Source organism: Acidipila sp. EB88 (assembly GCF_003858395.1).
In the GTDB taxonomy this organism is placed as follows: domain Bacteria; phylum Acidobacteriota; class Terriglobia; order Terriglobales; family Acidobacteriaceae; genus EB88.
Map to the genome: position 1 here is coordinate 3668743 of NZ_QWEV01000005.1, position 19760 is coordinate 3688502.

Here is a 19760-nt window from a genome sequence, read left to right on the forward strand (position 1 = left end):
TTTCTGCTGATGGTTTGCGCTCGATGGGCGCTATGCGGCAGGTGTGACGCGACTACTTCCTGGCGGGGGTCGCGGGGGTGGTCTGGGTCGTCTTGGTGCCCGACAGGACCGAGTGCCCGACACCGGAGTTGCGCTGCATCAGCGCGAACAGGCCGATGCTGGTAAACATGAAGGCGATGGCGCACCAGGTGGTGGACTTGGAAAGAACATTGGAGGCACCGCGCGGACCAAACGCTGTCTGCGAACCCTGGCCGCCGAAGGCGCTGGCGAGATCAGCGCTCTTGCCCTGCTGCAGCAGGATCACACCGATCAGGAAGAGACAGAGCAGAACGTGGATGATCGTGAGCAGGATAACCATGGGTGATGGGATCTTTCGGGGTGAGAAGTGCTGGAGCTGAGACTGTTTCGAGTCTTTAAAGCGAGGTCGACGCAGGATGAGGAAGCCCGCGATTCAGAAGGCGCATGCTGCGCCCGGTACAGAAAAGCCTTGGTGCGGAAGGGGGGACTTGAACCCCCACGCCTCTCGGCGCCACCCCCTCAAGATGGTGTGTCTGCCATTTCACCACTTCCGCAAAACCGAGCACATGCGGCAACCTGCGCCGCGAGCGTCGCTCCGAAACTGAGTATAGCAAAAGCCGCCGTGCGGGCAAGTGCGGGCGCGGCGCGGCTACTGCGCGGGTGTGCCGGGCACAGGCGCTGGTGGTTGGGCGAGTGCCTTGTCGATGGCGGCGGCGGCAAGCGGGGTCATCGCGGCGAAGCCCGCGGGGTTGGGGTGCAGGCCGTCGCCGGAGAGCTCGCGCCGCAGCATGCCCGCGGGGTCCACCATGGCCTTGAAGTAGTCGAGATAAACGAGACTGTTGGCGGCACAGTAATGTTCGAGCCAGGCGTTGAGCGTGAGGATCTGTGCGGGTGGGCGGCCGGTGGTCATATTTGGAAACACATAGTTGCTGACGGGCATGACGGAAGAAAACACGACGCGCACGCCGTTGGCGCGTGCGAGTTCCGCGAGCGAGGCGTAGTCACTTTCGATCTGCGTGAGGGTCTCAGGGCCGGTGTTGCCGGCGAGGTCGTTGGTGCCGGCGAGGATCACGACCAGCGCCGGGCGGAGGGCGAGGACGTCCTGGCGGAAACGCACCAGCATCTGCGGGGTGGTCTGTCCGCCGATGCCGCGGTTGACGTAGTTTTTGCCGGGGAAGTACTGGTCGAGGTGCCAGCCGTCGGTGATGGAGTCGCCGAAGAAGACGACGCGTCTTTCGCCGGGCAGGGCCGGGGCGAGCGCGGCGTTGGCGGCGGCATAGCGGCTGAGCTGGCCGTAGTCATTGGCGAGGCGACGGTAGCGGTCGAGCTCCTGCTGCTGCGCTACGACGGCATCGCTGGACATGTGCGCGGGGTCGACCGGCTGCGGAGGCGCCTGCTGGCTGGTGGCACAGGGAACACCGGCACAACCGGCGGAGAGGGCGAGTGTCAACAAAGCGCGCAGAGCTGGCATGCGCGTACGCTACCACCACGCCGGGCAGCGACGCTACCCGGGAGGTGCGCGGTTGGCCGCGCGGTGGCGCGTATCTCTGGTAGGAATGGGACGGTATGACCGCCTTTGCGCTTGCGAGCATTTTCATCTCCGTGGCCGCGCTGCTCTCGTTCGCGAATCACCGGATCGCGCGCGTGCCCTTTCCCACGGGCATGACGATGTTGTCGCTGCTGCTGGCAACGCTGCTGCTGTCCGCGGGCAAGATCGCCGGGTTTGCCGCGGCGGTGCATTCAAACCAGATGATTTCTGTCGTCGCGGGGATTGACTTCAACCGGCTGGTGCTGCACGGGATGCTTGCGTTTCTGCTGTTTGCCGGTGCGCTGCAGATCGATGCGGCGCGGCTGCTCCGGCAGAAGTGGCCGGTGCTGGCGCTGTCGATCGTGAGCACCGCGGTCTCGACGGTGGTGGTGGCGTTGCTGTGCCGGGCGGTGCTGCCGCTGCTTGGCCTGCCGATCCCGATGAGCAGCGCGCTGCTGCTGGGCGCGGTGTTGTCGCCGACGGACCCGGTGGCGGCGCTCGCGATTTTGCGCAAGGCCGGCGTTGCGGAGGCGCTGGAGACGCAGCTTTCGGGCGAGGCGTTGTTTAACGACGCGGTGGGCGCGGTGTTGTTCATTGTGCTGCTCGAGACCGCGCATACGGGGCAGCTGCCGCCGCCCGGGGTATTCGCTGGTTTGCTGCTGCGCGAGGCGGGGCTGGGTATCGTGCTGGGTTTGCTGGTGGGGCTTGTGGGGGCGTTGCTGATCAAGCTGACGGATGCGTACCGGACGGAGATTCTGCTGACGCTGGCGCTGTGCATGGGCGGCTATGCGCTGGCGGATGCGCTGCATGCCTCGGCTCCGCTGGAGGCGGTGGTGTGCGGCCTGGTGCTGGGCGGCACGCTGCATGACCAGGTGTTTTCAAAGCAGGCACAGGATTATGTCGATAAATTCTGGGATTTAGTGGACGGCATTTTGAACGCGCTGCTGTTTCTTTTGCTGGGGCTGGAGCTGGTGGTGGTGGAGCTGCACCTGCCGTTCCTGCTTGCGGGTGCTCTGGTGATTCCGCTGGTGCTGCTGGCGCGGGTGGTCAGTGTCGCGGTAGTGATGGTGCCGTGGCTGGGCTTTTGCCGGAAGCTTGGGTCGTCGCTGGCGGTGATGACGTGGGGCGGCATGCGGGGAGCGCTGAGCGTGGCTCTGGCGCTGTCGCTGCCGGCCTCGCCGGAGCGGGCGCTGCTGCTGACCATCACGTACGTGGTGGTGGTGTTCGCCATCGTGGTGCAGGGGCTGACGATCGGAAAGCTGGCGCAACGAGTCGGCGGCAGCGGCGCGCCAGCCGCGGAGGACCTGGCATGCTGATCGCCGAGGCACTGCGGGCGCTGGGCGACGCGGCGCTCACCGAGGAGCGGATCGCGAGGACGATCCGGCCGCTGTTTGCACGCACGCTCTCGCCAGGCGGGAGCTATCTGGCGAACCACACGCTGGGTCGTCCGCTGGACCAGGCAGAGCAGGACGTGGCGGAAGCGACGCAGCTGTGGGCCGTGCAGTTGCGGGATGCGTGGTCGCCGTGGCTTGCGGAAGAAGCGAGCTACCGCGAGGCGATCGCCGCGCTGCTGGGGTTGGCGCGTGCGGACTGCGTGGTGCCAAGGGTTTCGGCGGGGCATGCGCTGCGTGCGGTGCTGAACACGCTGCCGGATGGAGCGATTGTGCTGACGACGCGCGAGGAGTTTGCGTCAGTCGCGGTGGTGATGGCGCAGTACCGTGCGCTGGGGCGGATCCAGGTGGTGTTTGCGGAGGCAACCGGTGACGCGCTCGCAGCGGAACTGCTGCGGCAGCCGGTGCGGCTCATGGTGGTGTCGCAGGTGTTCTATGTGGATGGACGCGTGCTTGCGGGTGTGCCTGAGCTGGCAGCGGCGTGCCACGCGCATGGCGCGGAGCTGCTGGTGGATGCGTACCACGCGCTTGGGGCGGTGCCGTTTTCGATGGATGCGCTGGGCTGCGATTATGTGATCGGCGGTTGTTACAAATACCTGCGCGGCGGACCGGGGGCTGCGTTCCTGGCGTTGTCGCCACAGGTGCTGGAACGGGGGCGTCGCCCGCTCGATACAGGGTGGTTTGCGCAGGAGCCGGGGGCTGAGGACAGCGTGTGGGACGCGGGCGGACCCGTGCTGCGCGCGGGCGGCAATGCGTGGCTGGAAGCGACACCGCCGGTGCTCACGTATTACCAGGCCCGCAGCGGGCTCGCGCTGACACGGGGGCTAGGCGTGGAGCGGCTGCGTGCGTACTCGCTGGCACAGCTCGCGCTGCTGCGTGATCTGCTTGAGGACCGGGGTATCCCGTCGGTGGGTGGCGATGCAGGGCATGGTGCGTTTCTGTGCATTCGGTGCGAGGACCCGGCGGGAGTGGTCGCGGCGCTGGGTGCGCGGGGCATCGTGGTGGACCATCGCGTGGGGTATGTGCGCGCGTGCCCTGACTGCTTGACGACGGGCGAGGAACTGCAGGGGGTTGCCGATGCCCTGGCGGAGTGTCTGCGGCGGCGATGAGCGGGGCAAGTTCCCCTGCGCGGGAGGCGGTCACTTCGTGACTTGTTCTCGTTTTGTGACAAGCTCCTGCGGCTGTGTGACTCGTTTGAGGAGTGCGAGGCGCTATATTCGGTACCACGTTTTCCTGCTTGGGGACTGGTTTTCCTCAGGCCTCCGCGCCTTTATGGGGCGGGTGGTGCGTGGGGATTGCGGGTCGGGGCTGCCCATGCCGGCAGAGCTAAAATAGGGAAGTCCCATGGCTGAATTCACTCACCTGCACCTCCATACCGACTTCTCCCTTCTTGATGGCGCGTGCGACGTCGACAAGCTCGTCAAGCGCGTGCAGGACATCGGGCAGACCTCGGTCGCGATCACGGATCACGGCAACATTTACGGCGCGGTGCACTTTTTCGAGGCCGCGAAGAAGCAGGGGATCAAGCCGATCCTGGGCTGCGAGCTGTACGTGTGCCAGAAGGAAGATCATCGCGCGGATCCGCAGGGGGATGACTACAACCACCTGCTGGTGCTGGCCGAGAACGAGGAAGGCTACCGCAACCTCGTGCGCATCACGTCCGAGGCTTCGCTGCACGGCTTTTATCGCAAGCCGCGTATTTCCAAGAAGTACCTGGCGGAGCATGCTTCAGGGCTGGTGGGTTTTTCAGGCTGCCTTGCGGGCGAGTTGTCGCAGCACCTGATGAAGGACAACTACGAGGGTGCGAAGCGTACCGCCTCGCAGTACCAGGATATTTTCGGGCGCGGCAACTTCTTCCTGGAGATCCAGGACCAGGGGCTCGAGCTCGAGAAGAAGATTCATGCGGACCTGTTCCGGCTCGAGAAGGAAATGGACATTCCGCTGGTTGCGACCAATGACAGCCACTATCTGTGCGAGGACGATCACCATGCGCACGAGGTGCTGCTGTGCGTGCAGACCGCGGGCTCGATCCACGACCCGAAACGCTTCAAGTTCGACTCGGACCAGTTCTATGTAAAGACCGCAGCGGAGATGGAGCAGGTGTTCTCGCATGCGCCGCAGGTGGTGAGCCGCACGATGCAGTTCGCCGAGCGCTGCTCGCTCAAGCTGAACAAGGTCGAGAACCCGTTCCCGGAGTTTGCTGTTCCCGCTGGCCACACTATCGATTCGTACTTCGAGCAGGTGTGCCGCGAAGGCTTTCGCAAGCGCATGGATACGGCGGTACGGCATTTGCAGGACAAGGGGCTGCTGCGCCAGCCGATCTCGGATTATCACGCCCGGCTTGAGCGCGAGATCGAGTGCATCAAGGCGATGAAGTTCCCCGGCTACTTCCTGATCGTGTGGGATTTCATTCGCTACGCGCGTGAGCAGGATATTCCGGTCGGCCCGGGCCGTGGGTCTGCTGCCGGTTCGCTGGTGGCGTACGTGATGGAGATCACCAATATTGATCCGCTGCAGAATGCGTTGCTGTTTGAGCGTTTTCTGAATCCCGAACGCGTGTCCATGCCCGATATCGATATTGACTTCGACATGAACCGGCGCGGCGAAGTCATTGACTACGTGACGCGCAAGTATGGCCGCGAGCAGGTCGCGCAGATCATCACGTTCAACACCATGGCGGCGAAGGCGGCGATCAAGGACGTGGGCCGTGCGCTGGACCTGCCGTATGGTGACGTGGATCGCATTGCCAAGATGATTCCGCCGACGATCGGCATTACGCTTTCGCAGGCGTTGAAGGACTCGGCGCAGTTGCAGGAGGCGTACGACAAAGATCCGCAGATGCGCGAGGTGATCGACACCGCGCTGCGGCTCGAGGGGCTGGTGCGCGGGGCGGGTGTGCATGCGGCGGGCGTGGTGATTGCGCCGCGACCGTTGACGGACCTGGTGCCGCTTTCGCGATCGAAGAACGAAGAAATCGTGACTGCGTATGACATGAAGGCCATTGAGAAGCTCGGGCTGCTCAAGATGGACTTCCTGGGGCTGACCACGCTCACGGTGATCGACGACTGCCTGAAACTGTTGAAGAAGAGCGGCGTGGTTGTGGATCTCGAGACGATCCCGCTCGACGATCAGGAGACGTACGAGAAGGTGTTTCACCGGGCGCTGACGTCGGGTGTGTTTCAGTTCGAATCAGGCGGCATGCGCGATGTGCTGCGCCGCTACAAGCCGACCTCGGTGGAGGATCTGACAGCGTTGAACGCGCTGTACCGGCCGGGCCCGATCCAGGGCGGCATGATCGACGACTTTATTGAACGCAAGTGGGGCCGTCGCAAGGTGGAGTATGACCTGCCGCCGATGGAGTCGATTCTGAAGGAGACGCTGGGCGTCATCGTGTACCAGGAGCAGGTGATGCAGATCGCGAATGCGGTCGCGGGCTACTCGCTGGGCGAGGCGGATTTGCTGCGCCGCGCGATGGGTAAGAAGAATCTCGAGGAGATGACCAAGCAGCGGGCGCGCTTTGTGTCGGGCGCGGCGGAAAAGAAGTTTCCCAAGGATGTGGTCACCAGGGTCTTCGACCTGATGGAGCAGTTTGCCGGGTACGGCTTCAACAAGTCGCACTCCGCGGCGTACGCGTTGCTGGCGTACCACACGGCGTATCTCAAGACGCATCACCCGGTGGAGTTCATGGCGGCGCTGCTGACGTCGGAAATCTCCAAGCCTGAGAACGTGGTGAAGTACATCAAGGAGTGCCGTGAGCTGGGCATCGCGGTGGAACCGCCGGATGTGCGTTTGAGTGGCGCCAACTTTACACCGAACACGACCGAGGCGGGCGCCGCGATCCGCTTCGGGCTGACCGCGATCAAGAACGTTGGCCGCAATGCTATTGACTCGATCCTGTTGGTGCGCGATGAACTGACGGCAGGGGGCAAGGCCTTCCAGTCGTACTGGGAGTTCTGCGAGAAGGTCGATCTGCGCCTGATGAACAAGCGGGTGCTGGAGTCGCTGATCAAGGCGGGCGCTCTGGATTCGTTTGGCCGCCGCTCGCAGTTGATGGCTGCCGCCGACAAGGCGATTGAGCGCGCGCAGAAAGCGCAGCGCGACCTTGCCAGCGGACAGCATGGGCTGTTCGGGATCTTTGACGACCATCCGGTGCATAGTGCTGCTGCCGACCAGCTGCCGAACATCCCGGACTGGGATGAAAATGAGCGGTTGCAGTCGGAAAAGGAAGTGCTGGGCTTTTTTGTGTCGGGTCACCCGCTGGATAAGTACGCGGACAAGCTCAGCAACCTGCCCGGGATCGTGGACACCTCGACCGCGCTCGAGATGAAGCCTTCGCCACCGCCGACGCGTCGTGGGGAGCGGTCGGAGGGCGAGGTGCAGATTGCGGGCGTCATCGTGGGGCTCAAGGTGGCCAAGTCCAAGCGGTCGGGCGAGTTGTATGCGCAGGCCCAGCTGGAAGACACGGTCGGCAAGATCGACCTGATCTGTTTCCCGAAGGATTATGCGCAACTTGCCGAGAGCCTCAAGATCGAGGTGCCGGTGGTGGTGCGCGGGTCGCTGCGCGCGGAAGAGGACGCGGCCAACAAGCTGTGTCTTTCGTCGATCCAGCCGATTGAAGAGCTCAAGGTGCGACTGCCCAAGAACCTGCGCATCAAGGTGCAACTGGAGATGGCGAGCGATGGGCTTCTGCGTGCGCTGCATACCATGATGGACGCGGCGCCGGGGCCGGGCCGCGTGCTGCTTTCGCTGGAACAAAGGGGCGAGTACTGCGTGGTGCTGGAGCCTGCCGGCTTCCAGGTCACGGCGGACCGCGCGTTTATCGATCGCGCCGAGACACTGCTGGGGCGTGGAGCGGTGCAGGTGATGGACTAGCAGGCGCTGTCGCTGCCGTGGCTGCTTGGAATGCGCTTGCCGCAGGCGTGGACTGGCGCCGGTACGCAGCCTACAATCACCGGATATGCCGAGCGGCACTGCGCGGGGACCGTGGCAGTGCGGGAGAGAATGACCGCAGCAATGGTGGAAACCAAAAAGAACGCACCCAAGAGCACTCCGTCGGCAGCTTTGGCTGGCGCCCACTCCACGGCCTCCGCAGCCGAGGGAGCTTCTGCGACCGGCGGTGTGGTGCTTGAGCGCTGGGCCAAGACGGAGCTGGCGCGACACCCGCAGCGGCCGGACCCGGTGTTCTTCCTGGAACAGATGTTTGCCGACTTTGCCGAGATCCACGGCGACCGGTCGTTCGGCGACGACCCCGCGATCCGCTGCGGCTTTGCGCGCTTTCGTGGCGCGGAGGTGATGGTGATTGCCAATGTGAAGGGGCGCACCACCAAGGAAAAGGTGGCGCATCGCTTTGGCATGCCGGACCCGGAAGGCTACCGCAAAGCGCTGCGCGCGATGAAGCTGGCGGAGAAGTTTCACCGCCCGGTGATTACGCTGATCGACCTGATGGGGGCGAACCCTGGACTGGGCGCGGAAGAGCGCGGACAGGCCGAGGCGATTGCGCGGAACCTTCGCGAGATGTCGCGTCTGCGCGTGCCGACGATTGCCGTGATCACGGGTGAAGGCGGCTCGGGCGGAGCGCTGGCCCTGGCGGTGACGGATCGCGTGCTGATGCTGGAAAAGTCGATCTACTCGGTGATTTCGCCTGAGGCGTGCGCTTCGATCATGTGGCGCGACGCGAGCAAGCGGGCGCAGGCGGCGGAAGCGTTGCGGGCCACGGCGCCGGATGCGCTGGCGCTGGGCTGCATTGACGAGATCGTGGCCGAACCGCAGGGCGGGGCGCACGAGCAGCCGGAAGAAGCCGCGGCGCTGCTGGCCGACAAAATCGCCGAGAACCTCCAGGCGCTGGAAGCCCTCGGGACGGATGCGCTGCTCGCCGCGCGGTATACCAAGTTCCGCAACATGGCGCAGTTCTATGAGGGCTGACCGGTCGCGCACTGCTGAAATCGACATGGATGCCCATGGTTGATCCGCATGTGCGTGGTCATAACGGGAGGCCGGGGATCGCGGGTGGAGTGTCTGCGAATGGACACCGGTTCCGAGCGCTGGCATGGTTTGCGCTGGCGGGTTTGTACGCGATCTTCGCCAGGCACCTGGCTGCGCAGTTCGCGTTCGCAATCGCGGTGGGCCCATTTCTGCCGCTGGTGCAGCGGCTTTTCTTTGTGTGCCTGCTGGTGGCGGGGTTCCTTGGGATGAGTGCGCTGAGCCAACGGAGCGTCGCGCCGCTCACCGGGCTTGGCCTGCCGGTCCGGCCGGGGCTGCTTCGCGAGTGGAGCCTGGGCGCGGTGCTGGGCTGGGCTGCGATCGTGTGCTGCGTGCTGCCGATTGCGCTGTATGGCGGGTTGCTGGTGACAGGCGGACGGGTGAACCCGGGCGCGCTGGGTGCTCTGCTGGTGGACCTCGCAACACTGCTGCTGGCTGCGCTTTCTGACGAGCTGCTGTTTCGCGGGTACCCGTTTGAGCGCGCGATGGAAGGCGCCGGCACCACGGCAGCGACCATCCTGCTTTCGCTGCTGTTCGCGCTGAGCCGCTCCACCAATGTAGGTGCGAGCCCGGGCAGCCTGCTGGTGGCCCTGTTGCTGGGCTTCCTGCTGGCGATGGTGTACCTGAGGACGCGCGCGCTGTGGGTTGGGTGGGGCTTCCATTTTGCCTGGATCGGCAGCATGGCCCTGCTGTTTGGCCTGCCGGTGAGCGGGCTGACCGGGTTTTCGCCATTGTGGACGACGTACACGAGCGGACCGGCGTGGCTGACGGGCGGGGGCTTCGGACCGGAGGGTTCAGCGGTCGCGATCCTGGTGCTGCTGGGAATGCTGGTGGTTGCGGCGATTGCGACGCGCGAGCTGCGCCATCGCTGGGGATTGAAAGAGATCGTGGGCGCCGGGATCCCGATGGACGTGGATGCCGCCGCGGAGCGCCAGCACACGGCGGCGATGGGACCGACGGCAGCCCAGCCCCTGGCGGGGACTCACCTGGTGCAGATCGGACCCGCGGTGGGCAGTTCGCTGCTGCCGGGCACGCCGGTTGTGGATCCGGACCGGGAAGATCACGACCACTCCAGTTTCTAAGCGGCCTGCGCTGTAGATATGGCGAGCCGGCCACTTTGATGGGACTGTGTGCACTGGCTCGCGGGTACCTTGCGCGCGGGCAAGAAGGGGTGCATGCTGGTTGCGTTCGATGTGGAGCGCCCCATGCAAAAGCTCACATACTGCCGTCTGGCCGCCATGGTCCTTGTTGCCAGCCTTGCCTCGTTGCTCCCGCGCCTGGCGGAGGCGCAGGTATTTACGGTCAAGACCGAGACCGTGGAAGGCCGTTTTCTCAAGTTTGAACCCACCCACGTGGAGCTGCCGAAGATGCATGCCGGCCCGGTTACTCAGGAGCGGCTGATGCGCACCCTTGCCTCGGAGCAGGGATTCGCCATGCGTCCGCTGCCGCTGGCGAGCAAGGGCCTGATGCTGGTGGCGAATGGCCCGCTGACGCCTAATGGATCGGATTACGTCGCGGAGCTGAACAGCAAGGGGATCTCGGCGCGGCCGGGCGAGCGGGTGACGATCACCAAGGTCCTGTTCAAGAACGACCGGTTGATTCTGGAAACCAATGGTGGACCCGACCTTCCGCACAAGTTTCTGCGTCATGTAGAGGTGGGCGCGGGCGGCGCGATGGGTCCGGTGGCGCGTGACAACGGGGAGCAGCCGACGGGATCGCGGCTCACCCTGGTGTTTCCGGGTGGCGTGCCCAACGTGACGGGCGACGAGGTGAAGGAGCTGATTGCGCCGGTGATCGGATTCGGCGAGAAGTCGCCACTGGAGGCGTACGTGGAGACACTGCCTCCATTTTTGAAGCAGGCGATCCTGGAGCATCACGTGCTGGTTGGCATGGACCCGGACATGGTGTTGCACGCGCTGGGGGCGCCCCTGCAGAAGGTGCGGGAGCGGGCAGCGGGCATGCCGTTTGAGGAATGGATTTTTGGCACGCCACCGGAGCCGACACAGTTTGTGCGATTGCAGCAGAACCGGGTGACGCAGGTGGAAGAGGCACGCGTGGGGAGAGCCCGGTGATTCGCGCGAGCAACGAGGTGGGGGATTTCTGGCACACGCAGGGTGGCATGGAGACTGCCTCGGCACGGAATGAGCGGGTGATCAAGCTGGGCGATCAGACGGAAGAGGACCGCGCGGCACAGAACGCCGCGCCGGCCCCGCCCACGCTGCGGAAGCCCGGGGAAAGCCTGCCGGCGGACAAGAGTTCTCAGCAGCCGAGCATGCAGCCGGTACAGTTCCCGACACAGAAGCCGAACACCACTCCATCGCAGTAGCGCTCGTGTAAACTGTTGGAGAAGCGCTTGTTTCGAATGGCGGCAGGGCTCCCTATTGGTTGAGCGCTTGGCGGCAGGCAGCGCCCACCGTTCACATTTCCGAGGAGCAACACAGCATGGCGAAGATTGCAAAGACTGCTGACCGTAAGAAGGTCATGGATACGACGAAGAGCACCGATTGCCCGAAGTGCAGCAAGCCGACCCGCATCGTAAAGCGCGTGAAGGATCGCGAGCGCGGGACGCCGGGCGGAGTGTATATCTCCTGCTCCGCATGTGAGTTTCACGAGAAGCTGTAGTTCGCTACAGAGATATCCAGCCAACTTCAATCGGCCCTGTGGGCTTGAGAGAACAAAAGGCCCGGCGAAAGCCGGGCCTCTTTGCTGTTGCGCGCGATCGGAGAGCCTACGGGGCGGGCTGGGTGCCGGCCATCTCGTCGAGGATGGCGAGGTACGCGGCTGCGGGGTTGGCGGCTTCCGTAATGGGCCGGCCGATGACCAACTGAGTGGCTCCACTGCGCAGTGCCTGTGCCGGGGTGCTGTGGCGTTGCTGGTCGTCCAGGGCGGCGCCTGTCGGGCGAATGCCGGGGGTAACCAGGTGTGCTGTGGGGAGCAGCTGTCGCAGCTGTTCCGACTCTCGCGGCGAGCAGACGAACCCGGAGATGCCCTGGGCGGCGGCCATGCCGGCCAGCAGGCTCACCTGGTCAGACGGGCTGGCGGCGACGCCGGTGGCTGCGAGCTGCGCGGCGTCCATGCTGGTGAGCACCGTAACGGCCAGCAGCCGGGTGGCGCTGCCTGCGGCTGCGCGGGCCGCGGCGGCCAGCATAGCCGGACCGCCGCAGGCATGCACGGTGAGCAATGCCGGCCCGGAGGGCAGCACGGAACGGATGGCACCGGCGACGGTGTTGGGGATGTCGTGGAGTTTGAGGTCAAGAAAGACCTGGTAACCCTGGGCGCGCAGGCGGGAAAGCAGGGGTGCGCCTTCGGCCAGAAAGAGCTCCAGGCCGACCTTGACCCAGCGCAGGCGGACGTCGACGGGGAGATCCTGCTGGAGATGGTCCAGGAAGCCAAAACAGGCGGTAGCGGAGGGGAAGTCAAGCGCGAGGATCAGTCGCTCGCGCTCGGGATGGAACTGGTTTGGAGGCTGCTGCAGAATCAGTGGCCGGGAAGCGGCTGGGGGCTGCGGGCGTCTGCGACCTCGGCACCGTGATTCAACACGTCCAGGCGGACGGCGGTGGTGCCGCTGAACCCGAGGAAGTGTGCTGCCGCATAGGAAAGGTCGACGACCCGGCTGGCCAGGAATGGCCCGCGGTCATTGACGCGCACTACAACCGATTTGTGATTAACCAGGTTGGTCACACGGATCAGTGTTCCCAGGGGAAGACTGCGGTGCGCGCAGGTCAGGTCGGTCATGTTGTAGTTTTCGCCGCTGGCGGTAGGTTGACCCTGAAAGCCACCCCCGTACCACGAAGCTCGTCCTACCTGGTACCAATGCTTTTTGGGAGTTTCTGACTGCCCGGTGCCCGGCGCGGTGGGTGCCTTGGCAGACTTGGCAACATTGGCGCTGGAAAGCCCGAGTAGACCAACGAAGCTGATCGCTGCATAGGTGGAAATGCGACGCCGGCGCTGGTTCTGCTGTGTTGTCTTTGTTGTCATATCTCTCCGCACTCAATTCAACCAGATGAATTCGCGTAAGTCAAAGGACAGCGGCTACTTAGAAGACGCTTTCAAGGGTGTATTTGGACCGAAACAGCAGTTGTTTGTCAATTGGGCACTTCCTTCCCGACGGTGTAGTTATTCCTTATCGGCAATCTGCGCAGTGGCAGAGGGCCCTTGTAGGGTTAGTGGTATGCAAGTTCTTCCCAGTCCGGGCGGCGGTTCCAACGAGGCACCGCCCGTGGTGCTTTCGATCGCGGGCTTCGATCCTTCGTCCGGGGCGGGGGTTACCGCGGATCTGAAAGTTTTCGCAGCCTTTGGGCTGTTCGGGGTGGCGGCGCCGACCGCGTTGACGGTGCAGTCGACACAAGGGGTGCGCGGGGCGGAGATGGTTCGGCCGGGCCTGCTTGCCGATATGCTGGAATGCCTGGCCGCGGACGTGGAGATTGCCGGGGTCAAGATCGGCATGCTGGGCAGCGCCGCGGTGGTTGCCGCCGTGACCGAGTGGCTTGCGCGATACTCCGGCAGCCGCCCGGAGTTGCCGGTGGTGCTGGATCCTGTTCTCCGGTCGAGCTCGGGTGCGGCGCTGCTGGACGAGGCAGGCGTGGAGCAGTTGCGCGAACGCCTGCTGCCGCTGTGCACGGTGGCGACGCCGAATGCGCAGGAGGCCGCGGAGCTATGCGGGCAGGTTTTCCGTGGGCGCACGGGCGTGGAGGAGGCAGCCGACGCCGTGCTGCGGCGGGTACGGCCAGGCAGGTGGAGTGGGGTGCTGGTGACGGGCGGGGACCTTGAGAACAACGCGGTGTCGGAAGACTACCTGCTGTGCCAGGGGGAGCAGACCGGCCGGTGGCTTCGCGCAGACAGGGTGCACACGCGCGCGACGCATGGGACGGGCTGTGCTTTGTCTTCGGCGTTGCTGTGCGGGCTGGTCCGGGGCGATACGCTGGAGGCGGCAAGCAGCGAAGCGAAGCAGTATGTGCGGGAAGCGATGCTCGCGGCGTATCCGATCGGGCGCGGGCGCGGACCGCTGCATCATTTGTTCGGAAGAGGCCCGGGGCTGGCGACTTACCCGGCGAACGTTTCGTCAGAGTAGAGCAGAGCGATGCTTCGGCCCAGGAACAGGCGCCGAGCTGGGGGCTGGATTTGGGGAGCAAGGCGAAGTGGGGCGGGTTGTGCGCGTTGGCGCTCTGCTCCGCCGGGATGCTGGCGCACGCGGCCACGGTGCTGCCGGTACAGCAGGTCAGCACGGCCGCCCTGAACCGGAGCGCGCCGGTGCAGGCAGGGCTCGCAACGTTTTACGCGATGGATTACGACCAGGCGCTGGTGGAGTTTGAGCGGGTGCGGGCGGCCCACGCGGGTGTGCCGCTCGCCACGGACTACGTGCTGTACGTGGTGGTGTTTCGCGAGCTGAACCGGCTTGACCTGCTGGACACCACGTTTTATGCGAATGACGGCTTTTTGACAGGCAAGCACGTGGTGAGTGAGAACCCGGCGGTGCGGGACCAGATCCGCACGCTTGCGCAGCAGGCCAGCGACGAGGCCGATGCTGTGCTGGCGAAGGACGCCAAGAACGTGGACGCGCTGTACGCGCGCGGTTGGGCGCATGCGCTGCTGGCTGCCTACACCGGGCTGGCACAGCGGGCGTTTCCGTCGGCGTTGAAGCTGGCGATCAGTGCCAAGGGTGACGAGGAGCAGGTGCTCAAACTAGACCCGCAATATGCGGACGCCAACCTGGTGGTGGGCAATTACGAGTACGTGGTGGGGGCGCTGCCGTTTACGTTTCGGCTGCTGATCGGCATCGCGGGGATCTCGGGATCGAAGGACAAGGGCATGCAGATGCTCAAGATCGCAGCGAGTGACGGGGTGCTGACGTCGGTAGATGCGCGCACCTGCATGATGCTGTTTCTGCGCCGCGAAGCCCGGTATGTGGAGGCGGAAGCCGTGGCGCAGGCACTGGCTACGCAGTATCCCGGAACTACCTGTTCCAGCTGGAGCTTGCCAACCTGCACAAGGATGCTGGCGACGCGCCCGCGGCCGTTGCCGACTACCAGCGTGTGCTGGCGGAGGCGCGGCAGCCGCAGCACTTTCACGGGGTGCACCTGGAGCTTTGCTACTTCGGGCTGGGCGACACGCTGCGGGGGCAGCGCATGTACGGGCAGGCAGCGGAGGCGTACCGGAGTGCGGCGGCTTCGCCCACGTCGAGTACGGAGCTGCGGCAGCGATGCCTGGTGGCTGCAGGCAAATCGTACGACCTAATGCACGACCATGCGCGCGCCACGCAGAGTTACCAGGAAGCTGCCGAGCTGGGCGGCGACACCGTGCAGGGAACCGAGGCGCGCAAGCTGATGCGGAAACCGTACAGCGACTCCTGACATCGGCGGGAACCGCGCGGGGGTATTCTGCGTATCTGCTGGTACGTGACCTGGCAGGAACGGGCCGTGAGGTTTGGAAGGAGCTGCTGCGATGTTTTGTGGACGATGCGGATCAGTACTGGCAGATGGAGCGCGGTTCTGCTCAGCGTGTGGGGCGCCGGTGGCGGTAGCAGAGGGCGCGGGGAGCGGCTATGCGAGCGGTTATGCGCCGCCGCAGGGGGCAAACTGGAGCGCCCAGTACGGGCCAGCCACGGGGCAGTACGCGCCGCCCATCGGGGATCCCTTGACGCGCTTGCAGCGTCCGCGTGCGCAGCGCATGGTAGCCGGGGTGTGCGCCGGGCTGGCGCAGCACTACCACTGGGAGCTGACCTGGGTGCGGGTGCTGACGGTGCTGATCGCGCTGTTCTCGAGCGGCGCAGGCGTGGTGGCGTACGTGGTGTTCTGGCTGGTGATGCCGGAGGAGCCATGGGCGCTGCCGGCCAGCACGACCACGGTGGTTCCACCACCAGCCGGCTCCTAGGCGCCGTGCAGCTTGTGCATCGGGCGGAGGGCAGCTAGGCTCAGGGAGTGAGTGTTTCCCGGTCTGCTGCTCTTACGCCTGTTCGTCCCTTTGTGCGCCCCCGATCGAAAGATTCCCTGCACTGTGGTCCCGTGAAGCTGCCAGAGTTGGCGGCCAAGTGGGGCACGCCGCTGTACGTGTACTCGGCCGACGCCATCCTGGCGCGCTTTCGCATGTTCGCACGCGCTTTTGCAGACCAGCCACACCTGGTCTGCTACTCGGTCAAGGCAAACTCGTCACTGGCGATCCTGAAGCTGCTTGCGGATCAGGGAGCGGGATTCGACATCGTCTCGGGCGGCGAGCTAGAGCGGGTGCTTGCGGTCAAGAAGGCGGCGGCAGCGCGGGTGGTGTTTTCGGGTGTCGGGAAAACAGCGCCGGAGCTGGACCTTGCGCTGCGCAGCGGCATTCGCATCTTCAACGTGGAGAGCGAGGGCGAGCTGGAGCTGCTGGCGGAACGTGCGGCGAAGCAGCGGCGCAAGGCCCGGTTTGCATTGCGGGTGAACCCGGACGTGTTTGCGGAGACGCACCCCTATATTTCGACAGGGCTGAGCGCGCACAAGTTCGGCATCGCCATCTCCGAGGCGCGCGCACTGTATGCCAGGGCGCGCGGGATGCGCTGGCTCGAGGCCAGCGGCGTGAGCGTACATATCGGCTCGCAGATTCGCGAGGCAGGACCATTTGGCGCAGCCGCGGAGAGGGTTGCGGCGCTGGCTGCCGAATTGGAGCAGGACGGCGACCATTTGCGCTCGCTGGACCTCGGCGGCGGGCTGGGGATTGAGTATGACGAGGGCACGAGCTGGGACCCGGAGGCGCGCGTGCTGGAGTATGCGACGACGCTGCGCGGTTCGCTGGGCAGCCTGGGTGGGCGGCTGGAGCTGCTGCTTGAGCCGGGTCGGTTCCTGGTGGCACAGGCCGGGGCACTGCTGACGGAGGTGCTGTACACCAAGCAGAACGGTGCGAAGCGGTTTGTGATCACGGATGCAGGGATGAACGACCTGATCCGCCCGTCGCTGTACGGTGCGCACCATGCGATCGAACCGGTGGCCGCGCCGCGCCGGGAGCAGAAGACGGCAGTGGTGGACGTGGTCGGACCGGTGTGCGAGAGCGGGGACTTCTTCGCGCGGGACCGGGAGCTTGCCGCGGTGGAAGCAGGGGATTTGCTGGCGATCCTGGATGCCGGGGCGTACGGGATGTCGCTGGCTTCGAACTACAACACCCGGCCGCGGCCTGCGGAGGTCATGATCGAGGGGAAGAAAGCAAGGCTGGTGCGCAAGCGGGAAAGCATAGCTGATCTGCTGAAGATGGAGCGGGTTTAGAAGGCGCTCTCGGGCTGGCTCGGTAGACGGCAACCTCAAGGCATGCAGGGTGGGAAGTGAGGCAGGTTCTTCCGCATCGGTTGGCCCGGCCTTCGGGGCGCTGCACGAGGGATTGGCGTGCCGGGCGGGGTCCGGCGTTCAGCGCGGAGCGCTGCACAGGTACTCGCAGAAACAGAAACGGGCCGCCCCAGGGGCGGCCCGTTTCTGCGAAAAAGGGGTTAGTTCAGGATTGAGTGCGCGGCAGCCAGCGTGTCAGAGCCGGTGGCCTGTTGCACGGAAGCGCCATTGTTATTGCCGCCAAGCGCCACGGCTGAACCGCCGGCGCCGTTGGGGCCAAGACCCAGCTTGATCAGGGCGCGGGAGTCAGGCATGAGCTTGGTCTGCCAGCCGTTGTCGCCCTGAAACTTCTGCATGGCGGCTTCGGTCTCGGAGTCCCAGCTGCCGGAAGGCTCGCCGGCCAGATAGCTCTTGCTGATCAGCGCGGTCTGGATAGCACGGGTACGGTCGGGATCAATCTCGCGTTGCCCGGGGGTCCAGTGCGGCGCTGCAGCGGCTTGATGGCGACCATGCGCCGACTTTTTGTGAGCGAAGCTCACGAGACGGTGCGAACGCGAAGCAAGCGCCGGCGTAACAGCCAGCAGGAAAGCCAGACCAAGACACTGTGTGGAGCGAAGAACCATGCATGAACCTCAGAACGAAGGGTGCGTGCTTGTTGTTAGGTAAGGCTACGTGGATGGCCGCCATAGCGCAACCCGAATCAACTTTTGCGTTCGGCATTCCGGTAACCGGAACCAAAGTGGTATATGCACCGGCAGGGCGCCCGGATGAAACTGCCAGGACGCCCTACTGGTGCTTGGCGGTTATGGCAGGGTACCGCCGGTGAGGCTGGTACCGCGTCCACCGCGGGGGTAGGCGACCTCGAAGACCACGTCGTCGCCCGACTTGAGGGTGGCGGCGATGGCGTCGAACTCGGCCTTGTTGTGGATCGGTTTGCGGTTGATGGACTCGATGATGAGGCCTGGCCCGATGGCCGGGTTGAGTTCATCCGCGAAGGAACCGGCCTTGACGGCCTGCACCACCACGCCATGGAACCCGGACGGGGCGTTGGAGGGCAGGTCGGCCACGGTGAGGCCAAGCTTGCTCTGCGAAGCGCTCGGGGCGGGCGCGTTGGGACCGTTCTCGGTCTCAGGGGTGCCCTGCAGGGCAGCCGCCGTGGTGAGGCGATCCGCGATGCCGACGGTGGCGGTCATCTTCTGACCGTTGCGCATGTAGCCGACGCTGACGGTAGAGCCGGGGTGACGGGGCGAGATGTTTTCGACCAGGTCATTGCCACCCTTGACGGCTGCTCCGTCGACCGACACGATGACGTCGTTGGGCTTGAGGCCAGCCTTGTCTGCCGGGCCGCCCGGGGTCACCGCGCTGATCAGGACGCCATTGCTGGCGCCGTACATCTTGGCCACGGCGGCGGGCAGGGTGGGCTGGAAGGAGATGCCGATGGAACCGCGGATCACCTTGTGATCAGGCCCGATGAGCTGGTTGTAGACGCTCACCACGGTGCTGGACGGCATGGCGAAACCGATGCCCATGTAGCCGTTGGACTGGGTGAAGATCGCGGTGTTGACGCCGACGACCTCGCCGGCCATGTTGAGCAGCGGGCCGCCGGAGTTGCCGGGGTTGATGGCGGCGTCGGTCTGGATGAAGTGCTGGAACTGGCCAGCGACGCCCTGGTCGATGGTGCGGTTCTTGGCGGAGATGATGCCGGCCGTGACGGTCTGGGACAGGTCAAAGGGCGAGCCAATGGCCTCGACCCAGTCGCCTACCTGGGCGGAGTCGGAGTTGCCGAGCTTGACCGTGGGCAGCGTCTTGCCGGGGACGTCGATCTTGATCACGGCGAGGTCGGTATCCTTGTCGACGCCAATGACTGTGGCGCGGTGGCCCTGGTCGTTTTCAGGATCGGTGGTGAGCTTGACGTAGATACGGTCAGCCTTGTCGACGACGTGGTTGTTGGTCACGATGTAGCCGCGCCCGTCCACGATGAAGCCCGAGCCGAGAGCCCGGCGTTCCTGGTCCTGCTGCGCGCCGCCCTGGCCGGGGACGCCGCCGAAGAAGCGGTTGAGGAAGTCCTGCATGCCGCCGCTGGGGCCGCCCTGGCTGTCGTCGCCGCCACCATTGTCATCATCGTCGCCGCCCTGACCGTCTTCAGGTGCCTGGGGCTGGGGCATGGCGTGTCCGCGGCCTCCGCGACGGGCGGTTGCTGCTTCCTTGGGCAGGGTTTCCGTGTTGATGTTGACCACGGCGGGACCCACTTCCTTGGCGATCTGCGTGAAGGTGGTCGAAAGAATCTTTGGATCGGGCACGCGGAGCGGGGTAGCGTCGCGCGTGTCGACGGTCTTGTCCTGGCCATGAACGCCGTGGGCTACCACGGAGCCGATCAGAATGCCGGCGGAAAGCGTGGTCAGGATGGTGAAGGCGGATGCCAGGCGGCGGATCCGGAACCAGTGGATCGGAGATTTCATCTCGGGTCTATCCTCGTACCTTTCATAAATGGCGCAGCGTGCGTGCAAAGCGTGTGCAAGCCGGTTCTCTTGTGCGCGGTAGGCCATGACCCGCGCGTACTGT

The 19760-nt window shown here is 65.0% G+C and carries 19 protein-coding genes and 1 tRNA gene; 13 read left to right on the forward strand and 7 right to left on the reverse strand.

Translation table 11 applies throughout. The features are described from left to right. Window positions 1–52 precede the first annotated feature (52 nt). From secG to D1Y84_RS15505, 3 genes are all read right to left on the reverse strand, one after another. Complete coding sequence (secG, locus tag D1Y84_RS15495) at window positions 53–358, reverse strand: preprotein translocase subunit SecG (protein WP_124849491.1); 306 nt, start codon at window positions 356–358, stop codon at window positions 53–55. 130 nt (window positions 359–488) lie between these two features. Continuing rightward, window positions 489–572, reverse strand: a tRNA-Leu gene (locus D1Y84_RS15500). Between the two features lie 95 nt (window positions 573–667). Further along, window positions 668–1489 (reverse strand): GDSL-type esterase/lipase family protein, encoded by an 822-nt coding sequence (locus tag D1Y84_RS15505; RefSeq protein ID WP_124849492.1) that lies wholly within the window; start codon window positions 1487–1489, stop codon window positions 668–670. 95 nt (window positions 1490–1584) lie between these two features. On the opposite strand from D1Y84_RS15505, the gene D1Y84_RS15510 reads away from it, so the two are divergent. The 8 genes from D1Y84_RS15510 (at window position 1585) to D1Y84_RS15545 (ending at window position 11538) form a co-directional block, all read left to right on the forward strand. After that, window positions 1585–2862 (forward strand): sodium:proton antiporter, encoded by a 1278-nt coding sequence (locus D1Y84_RS15510; protein WP_124849493.1) that lies wholly within the window; start codon window positions 1585–1587, stop codon window positions 2860–2862. Beyond that, the gene (locus D1Y84_RS15515) at window positions 2856–4046 is read left to right on the forward strand and encodes an aminotransferase class V-fold PLP-dependent enzyme (protein ID WP_124849494.1); all 1191 of its coding nucleotides are present in this window, start codon (window positions 2856–2858) and stop codon (window positions 4044–4046) included. Before D1Y84_RS15510 ends, D1Y84_RS15515 begins: the two co-directional genes overlap by 7 nt. 235 nt (window positions 4047–4281) lie before the next feature. Next, entirely contained in the window at window positions 4282–7809 is a 3528-nt protein-coding gene (gene dnaE / locus D1Y84_RS15520) for a DNA polymerase III subunit alpha (RefSeq protein ID WP_124849495.1), read from the forward strand. 129 nt (window positions 7810–7938) lie between these two features. Beyond that, window positions 7939–8859, forward strand: coding sequence for an acetyl-CoA carboxylase carboxyltransferase subunit alpha (locus tag D1Y84_RS15525; RefSeq protein WP_124849496.1), 921 nt, complete (start codon window positions 7939–7941; stop codon window positions 8857–8859). A 35-nt stretch (window positions 8860–8894) separates the two neighbouring features. Beyond that, a complete protein-coding gene (locus D1Y84_RS15530; protein WP_158615513.1) occupies window positions 8895–9998 on the forward strand; it encodes a CPBP family intramembrane glutamic endopeptidase in 1104 nt (367 codons plus the stop codon). A 123-nt stretch (window positions 9999–10121) separates the two neighbouring features. Next, a complete protein-coding gene (locus D1Y84_RS15535) occupies window positions 10122–10988 on the forward strand; it encodes a hypothetical protein (protein WP_124849498.1) in 867 nt (288 codons plus the stop codon). Then, complete coding sequence (locus D1Y84_RS15540; RefSeq protein ID WP_124849499.1) at window positions 10985–11242, forward strand: hypothetical protein; 258 nt, start codon at window positions 10985–10987, stop codon at window positions 11240–11242. Before D1Y84_RS15535 ends, D1Y84_RS15540 begins: the two co-directional genes overlap by 4 nt. A 116-nt stretch (window positions 11243–11358) precedes the next feature. After that, complete coding sequence (locus D1Y84_RS15545; RefSeq protein WP_124849500.1) at window positions 11359–11538, forward strand: hypothetical protein; 180 nt, start codon at window positions 11359–11361, stop codon at window positions 11536–11538. A 106-nt stretch (window positions 11539–11644) separates the two neighbouring features. On the opposite strand, the gene pyrF is transcribed toward D1Y84_RS15545, so the two are convergent. Together pyrF and D1Y84_RS15555 are read right to left on the reverse strand one after the other, a co-directional pair. Continuing rightward, complete coding sequence (gene pyrF, locus D1Y84_RS15550; RefSeq protein WP_124849501.1) at window positions 11645–12397, reverse strand: orotidine-5'-phosphate decarboxylase; 753 nt, start codon at window positions 12395–12397, stop codon at window positions 11645–11647. Beyond that, entirely contained in the window at window positions 12394–12894 is a 501-nt protein-coding gene (locus D1Y84_RS15555; RefSeq protein ID WP_124849502.1) for a septal ring lytic transglycosylase RlpA family protein, read from the reverse strand. Before D1Y84_RS15555 ends, pyrF begins: the two co-directional genes overlap by 4 nt. A 193-nt stretch (window positions 12895–13087) precedes the next feature. On the opposite strand from D1Y84_RS15555, the gene thiD reads away from it, so the two are divergent. The 5 genes from thiD to lysA all read left to right on the forward strand — a co-directional run bounded on the left by thiD (window position 13088) and on the right by lysA (window position 17141). Next, the gene (gene thiD, locus D1Y84_RS15560; RefSeq protein ID WP_124849503.1) at window positions 13088–13987 is read left to right on the forward strand and encodes a bifunctional hydroxymethylpyrimidine kinase/phosphomethylpyrimidine kinase; all 900 of its coding nucleotides are present in this window, start codon (window positions 13088–13090) and stop codon (window positions 13985–13987) included. Window positions 13988–14073: 86 nt separating this feature from the next. After that, window positions 14074–15150, forward strand: a complete 1077-nt coding sequence (locus D1Y84_RS15565) for a hypothetical protein (protein WP_124849504.1) — start codon at window positions 14074–14076, stop codon at window positions 15148–15150. Further along, the gene (locus tag D1Y84_RS18000; protein ID WP_158615514.1) at window positions 15123–15266 is read left to right on the forward strand and encodes a hypothetical protein; all 144 of its coding nucleotides are present in this window, start codon (window positions 15123–15125) and stop codon (window positions 15264–15266) included. The genes D1Y84_RS15565 and D1Y84_RS18000 overlap by 28 nt, the downstream gene beginning before the upstream one ends. A gap of 91 nt (window positions 15267–15357) precedes the next feature. Continuing rightward, window positions 15358–15786, forward strand: coding sequence for a PspC domain-containing protein (locus tag D1Y84_RS15570; RefSeq protein ID WP_124849505.1), 429 nt, complete (start codon window positions 15358–15360; stop codon window positions 15784–15786). 92 nt (window positions 15787–15878) lie between these two features. Next, window positions 15879–17141 (forward strand): diaminopimelate decarboxylase, encoded by a 1263-nt coding sequence (gene lysA / locus D1Y84_RS15575; protein WP_255424386.1) that lies wholly within the window; start codon window positions 15879–15881, stop codon window positions 17139–17141. A 218-nt stretch (window positions 17142–17359) separates the two neighbouring features. Here lysA and D1Y84_RS15580 read toward each other — a convergent pair whose 3' ends face one another. Next, window positions 17360–17821, reverse strand: coding sequence for a peptidoglycan-binding domain-containing protein (locus tag D1Y84_RS15580; protein WP_124849507.1), 462 nt, complete (start codon window positions 17819–17821; stop codon window positions 17360–17362). A 180-nt stretch (window positions 17822–18001) separates the two neighbouring features. Beyond that, the gene (locus D1Y84_RS15585; protein ID WP_124849508.1) at window positions 18002–19657 is read right to left on the reverse strand and encodes a trypsin-like peptidase domain-containing protein; all 1656 of its coding nucleotides are present in this window, start codon (window positions 19655–19657) and stop codon (window positions 18002–18004) included. Window positions 19658–19760 lie beyond the last annotated feature (103 nt).

Excerpts from the sequence above, each read along its gene's own strand:
- D1Y84_RS15585 (WP_124849508.1), bottom strand. The coding sequence starts at position 19,657 with ATGAAATCTCCGATCCACTGGTTCCGGATCCGCCGCCTGGCATCCGCC.
- D1Y84_RS15505 (WP_124849492.1), bottom strand. The coding sequence starts at position 1,489 with ATGCCAGCTCTGCGCGCTTTGTTGACACTCGCCCTCTCCGCCGGTTGT.
- D1Y84_RS15530 (WP_158615513.1), top strand. The coding sequence starts at position 8,895 with ATGGTTGATCCGCATGTGCGTGGTCATAACGGGAGGCCGGGGATCGCG.
- dnaE (WP_124849495.1), top strand. The coding sequence starts at position 4,282 with ATGGCTGAATTCACTCACCTGCACCTCCATACCGACTTCTCCCTTCTT.
- D1Y84_RS15510 (WP_124849493.1), top strand. The coding sequence starts at position 1,585 with ATGACCGCCTTTGCGCTTGCGAGCATTTTCATCTCCGTGGCCGCGCTG.
- D1Y84_RS15525 (WP_124849496.1), top strand. The coding sequence starts at position 7,939 with ATGACCGCAGCAATGGTGGAAACCAAAAAGAACGCACCCAAGAGCACT.
- thiD (WP_124849503.1), top strand. The coding sequence starts at position 13,088 with ATGCAAGTTCTTCCCAGTCCGGGCGGCGGTTCCAACGAGGCACCGCCC.
- secG (WP_124849491.1), bottom strand. The coding sequence starts at position 358 with ATGGTTATCCTGCTCACGATCATCCACGTTCTGCTCTGTCTCTTCCTG.
- D1Y84_RS15580 (WP_124849507.1), bottom strand. The coding sequence starts at position 17,821 with ATGGTTCTTCGCTCCACACAGTGTCTTGGTCTGGCTTTCCTGCTGGCT.
- D1Y84_RS15535 (WP_124849498.1), top strand. The coding sequence starts at position 10,122 with ATGCAAAAGCTCACATACTGCCGTCTGGCCGCCATGGTCCTTGTTGCC.
- D1Y84_RS15570 (WP_124849505.1), top strand. The coding sequence starts at position 15,358 with ATGTTTTGTGGACGATGCGGATCAGTACTGGCAGATGGAGCGCGGTTC.
- D1Y84_RS15515 (WP_124849494.1), top strand. The coding sequence starts at position 2,856 with ATGCTGATCGCCGAGGCACTGCGGGCGCTGGGCGACGCGGCGCTCACC.
- D1Y84_RS15555 (WP_124849502.1), bottom strand. The coding sequence starts at position 12,894 with ATGACAACAAAGACAACACAGCAGAACCAGCGCCGGCGTCGCATTTCC.
- D1Y84_RS15545 (WP_124849500.1), top strand. The coding sequence starts at position 11,359 with ATGGCGAAGATTGCAAAGACTGCTGACCGTAAGAAGGTCATGGATACG.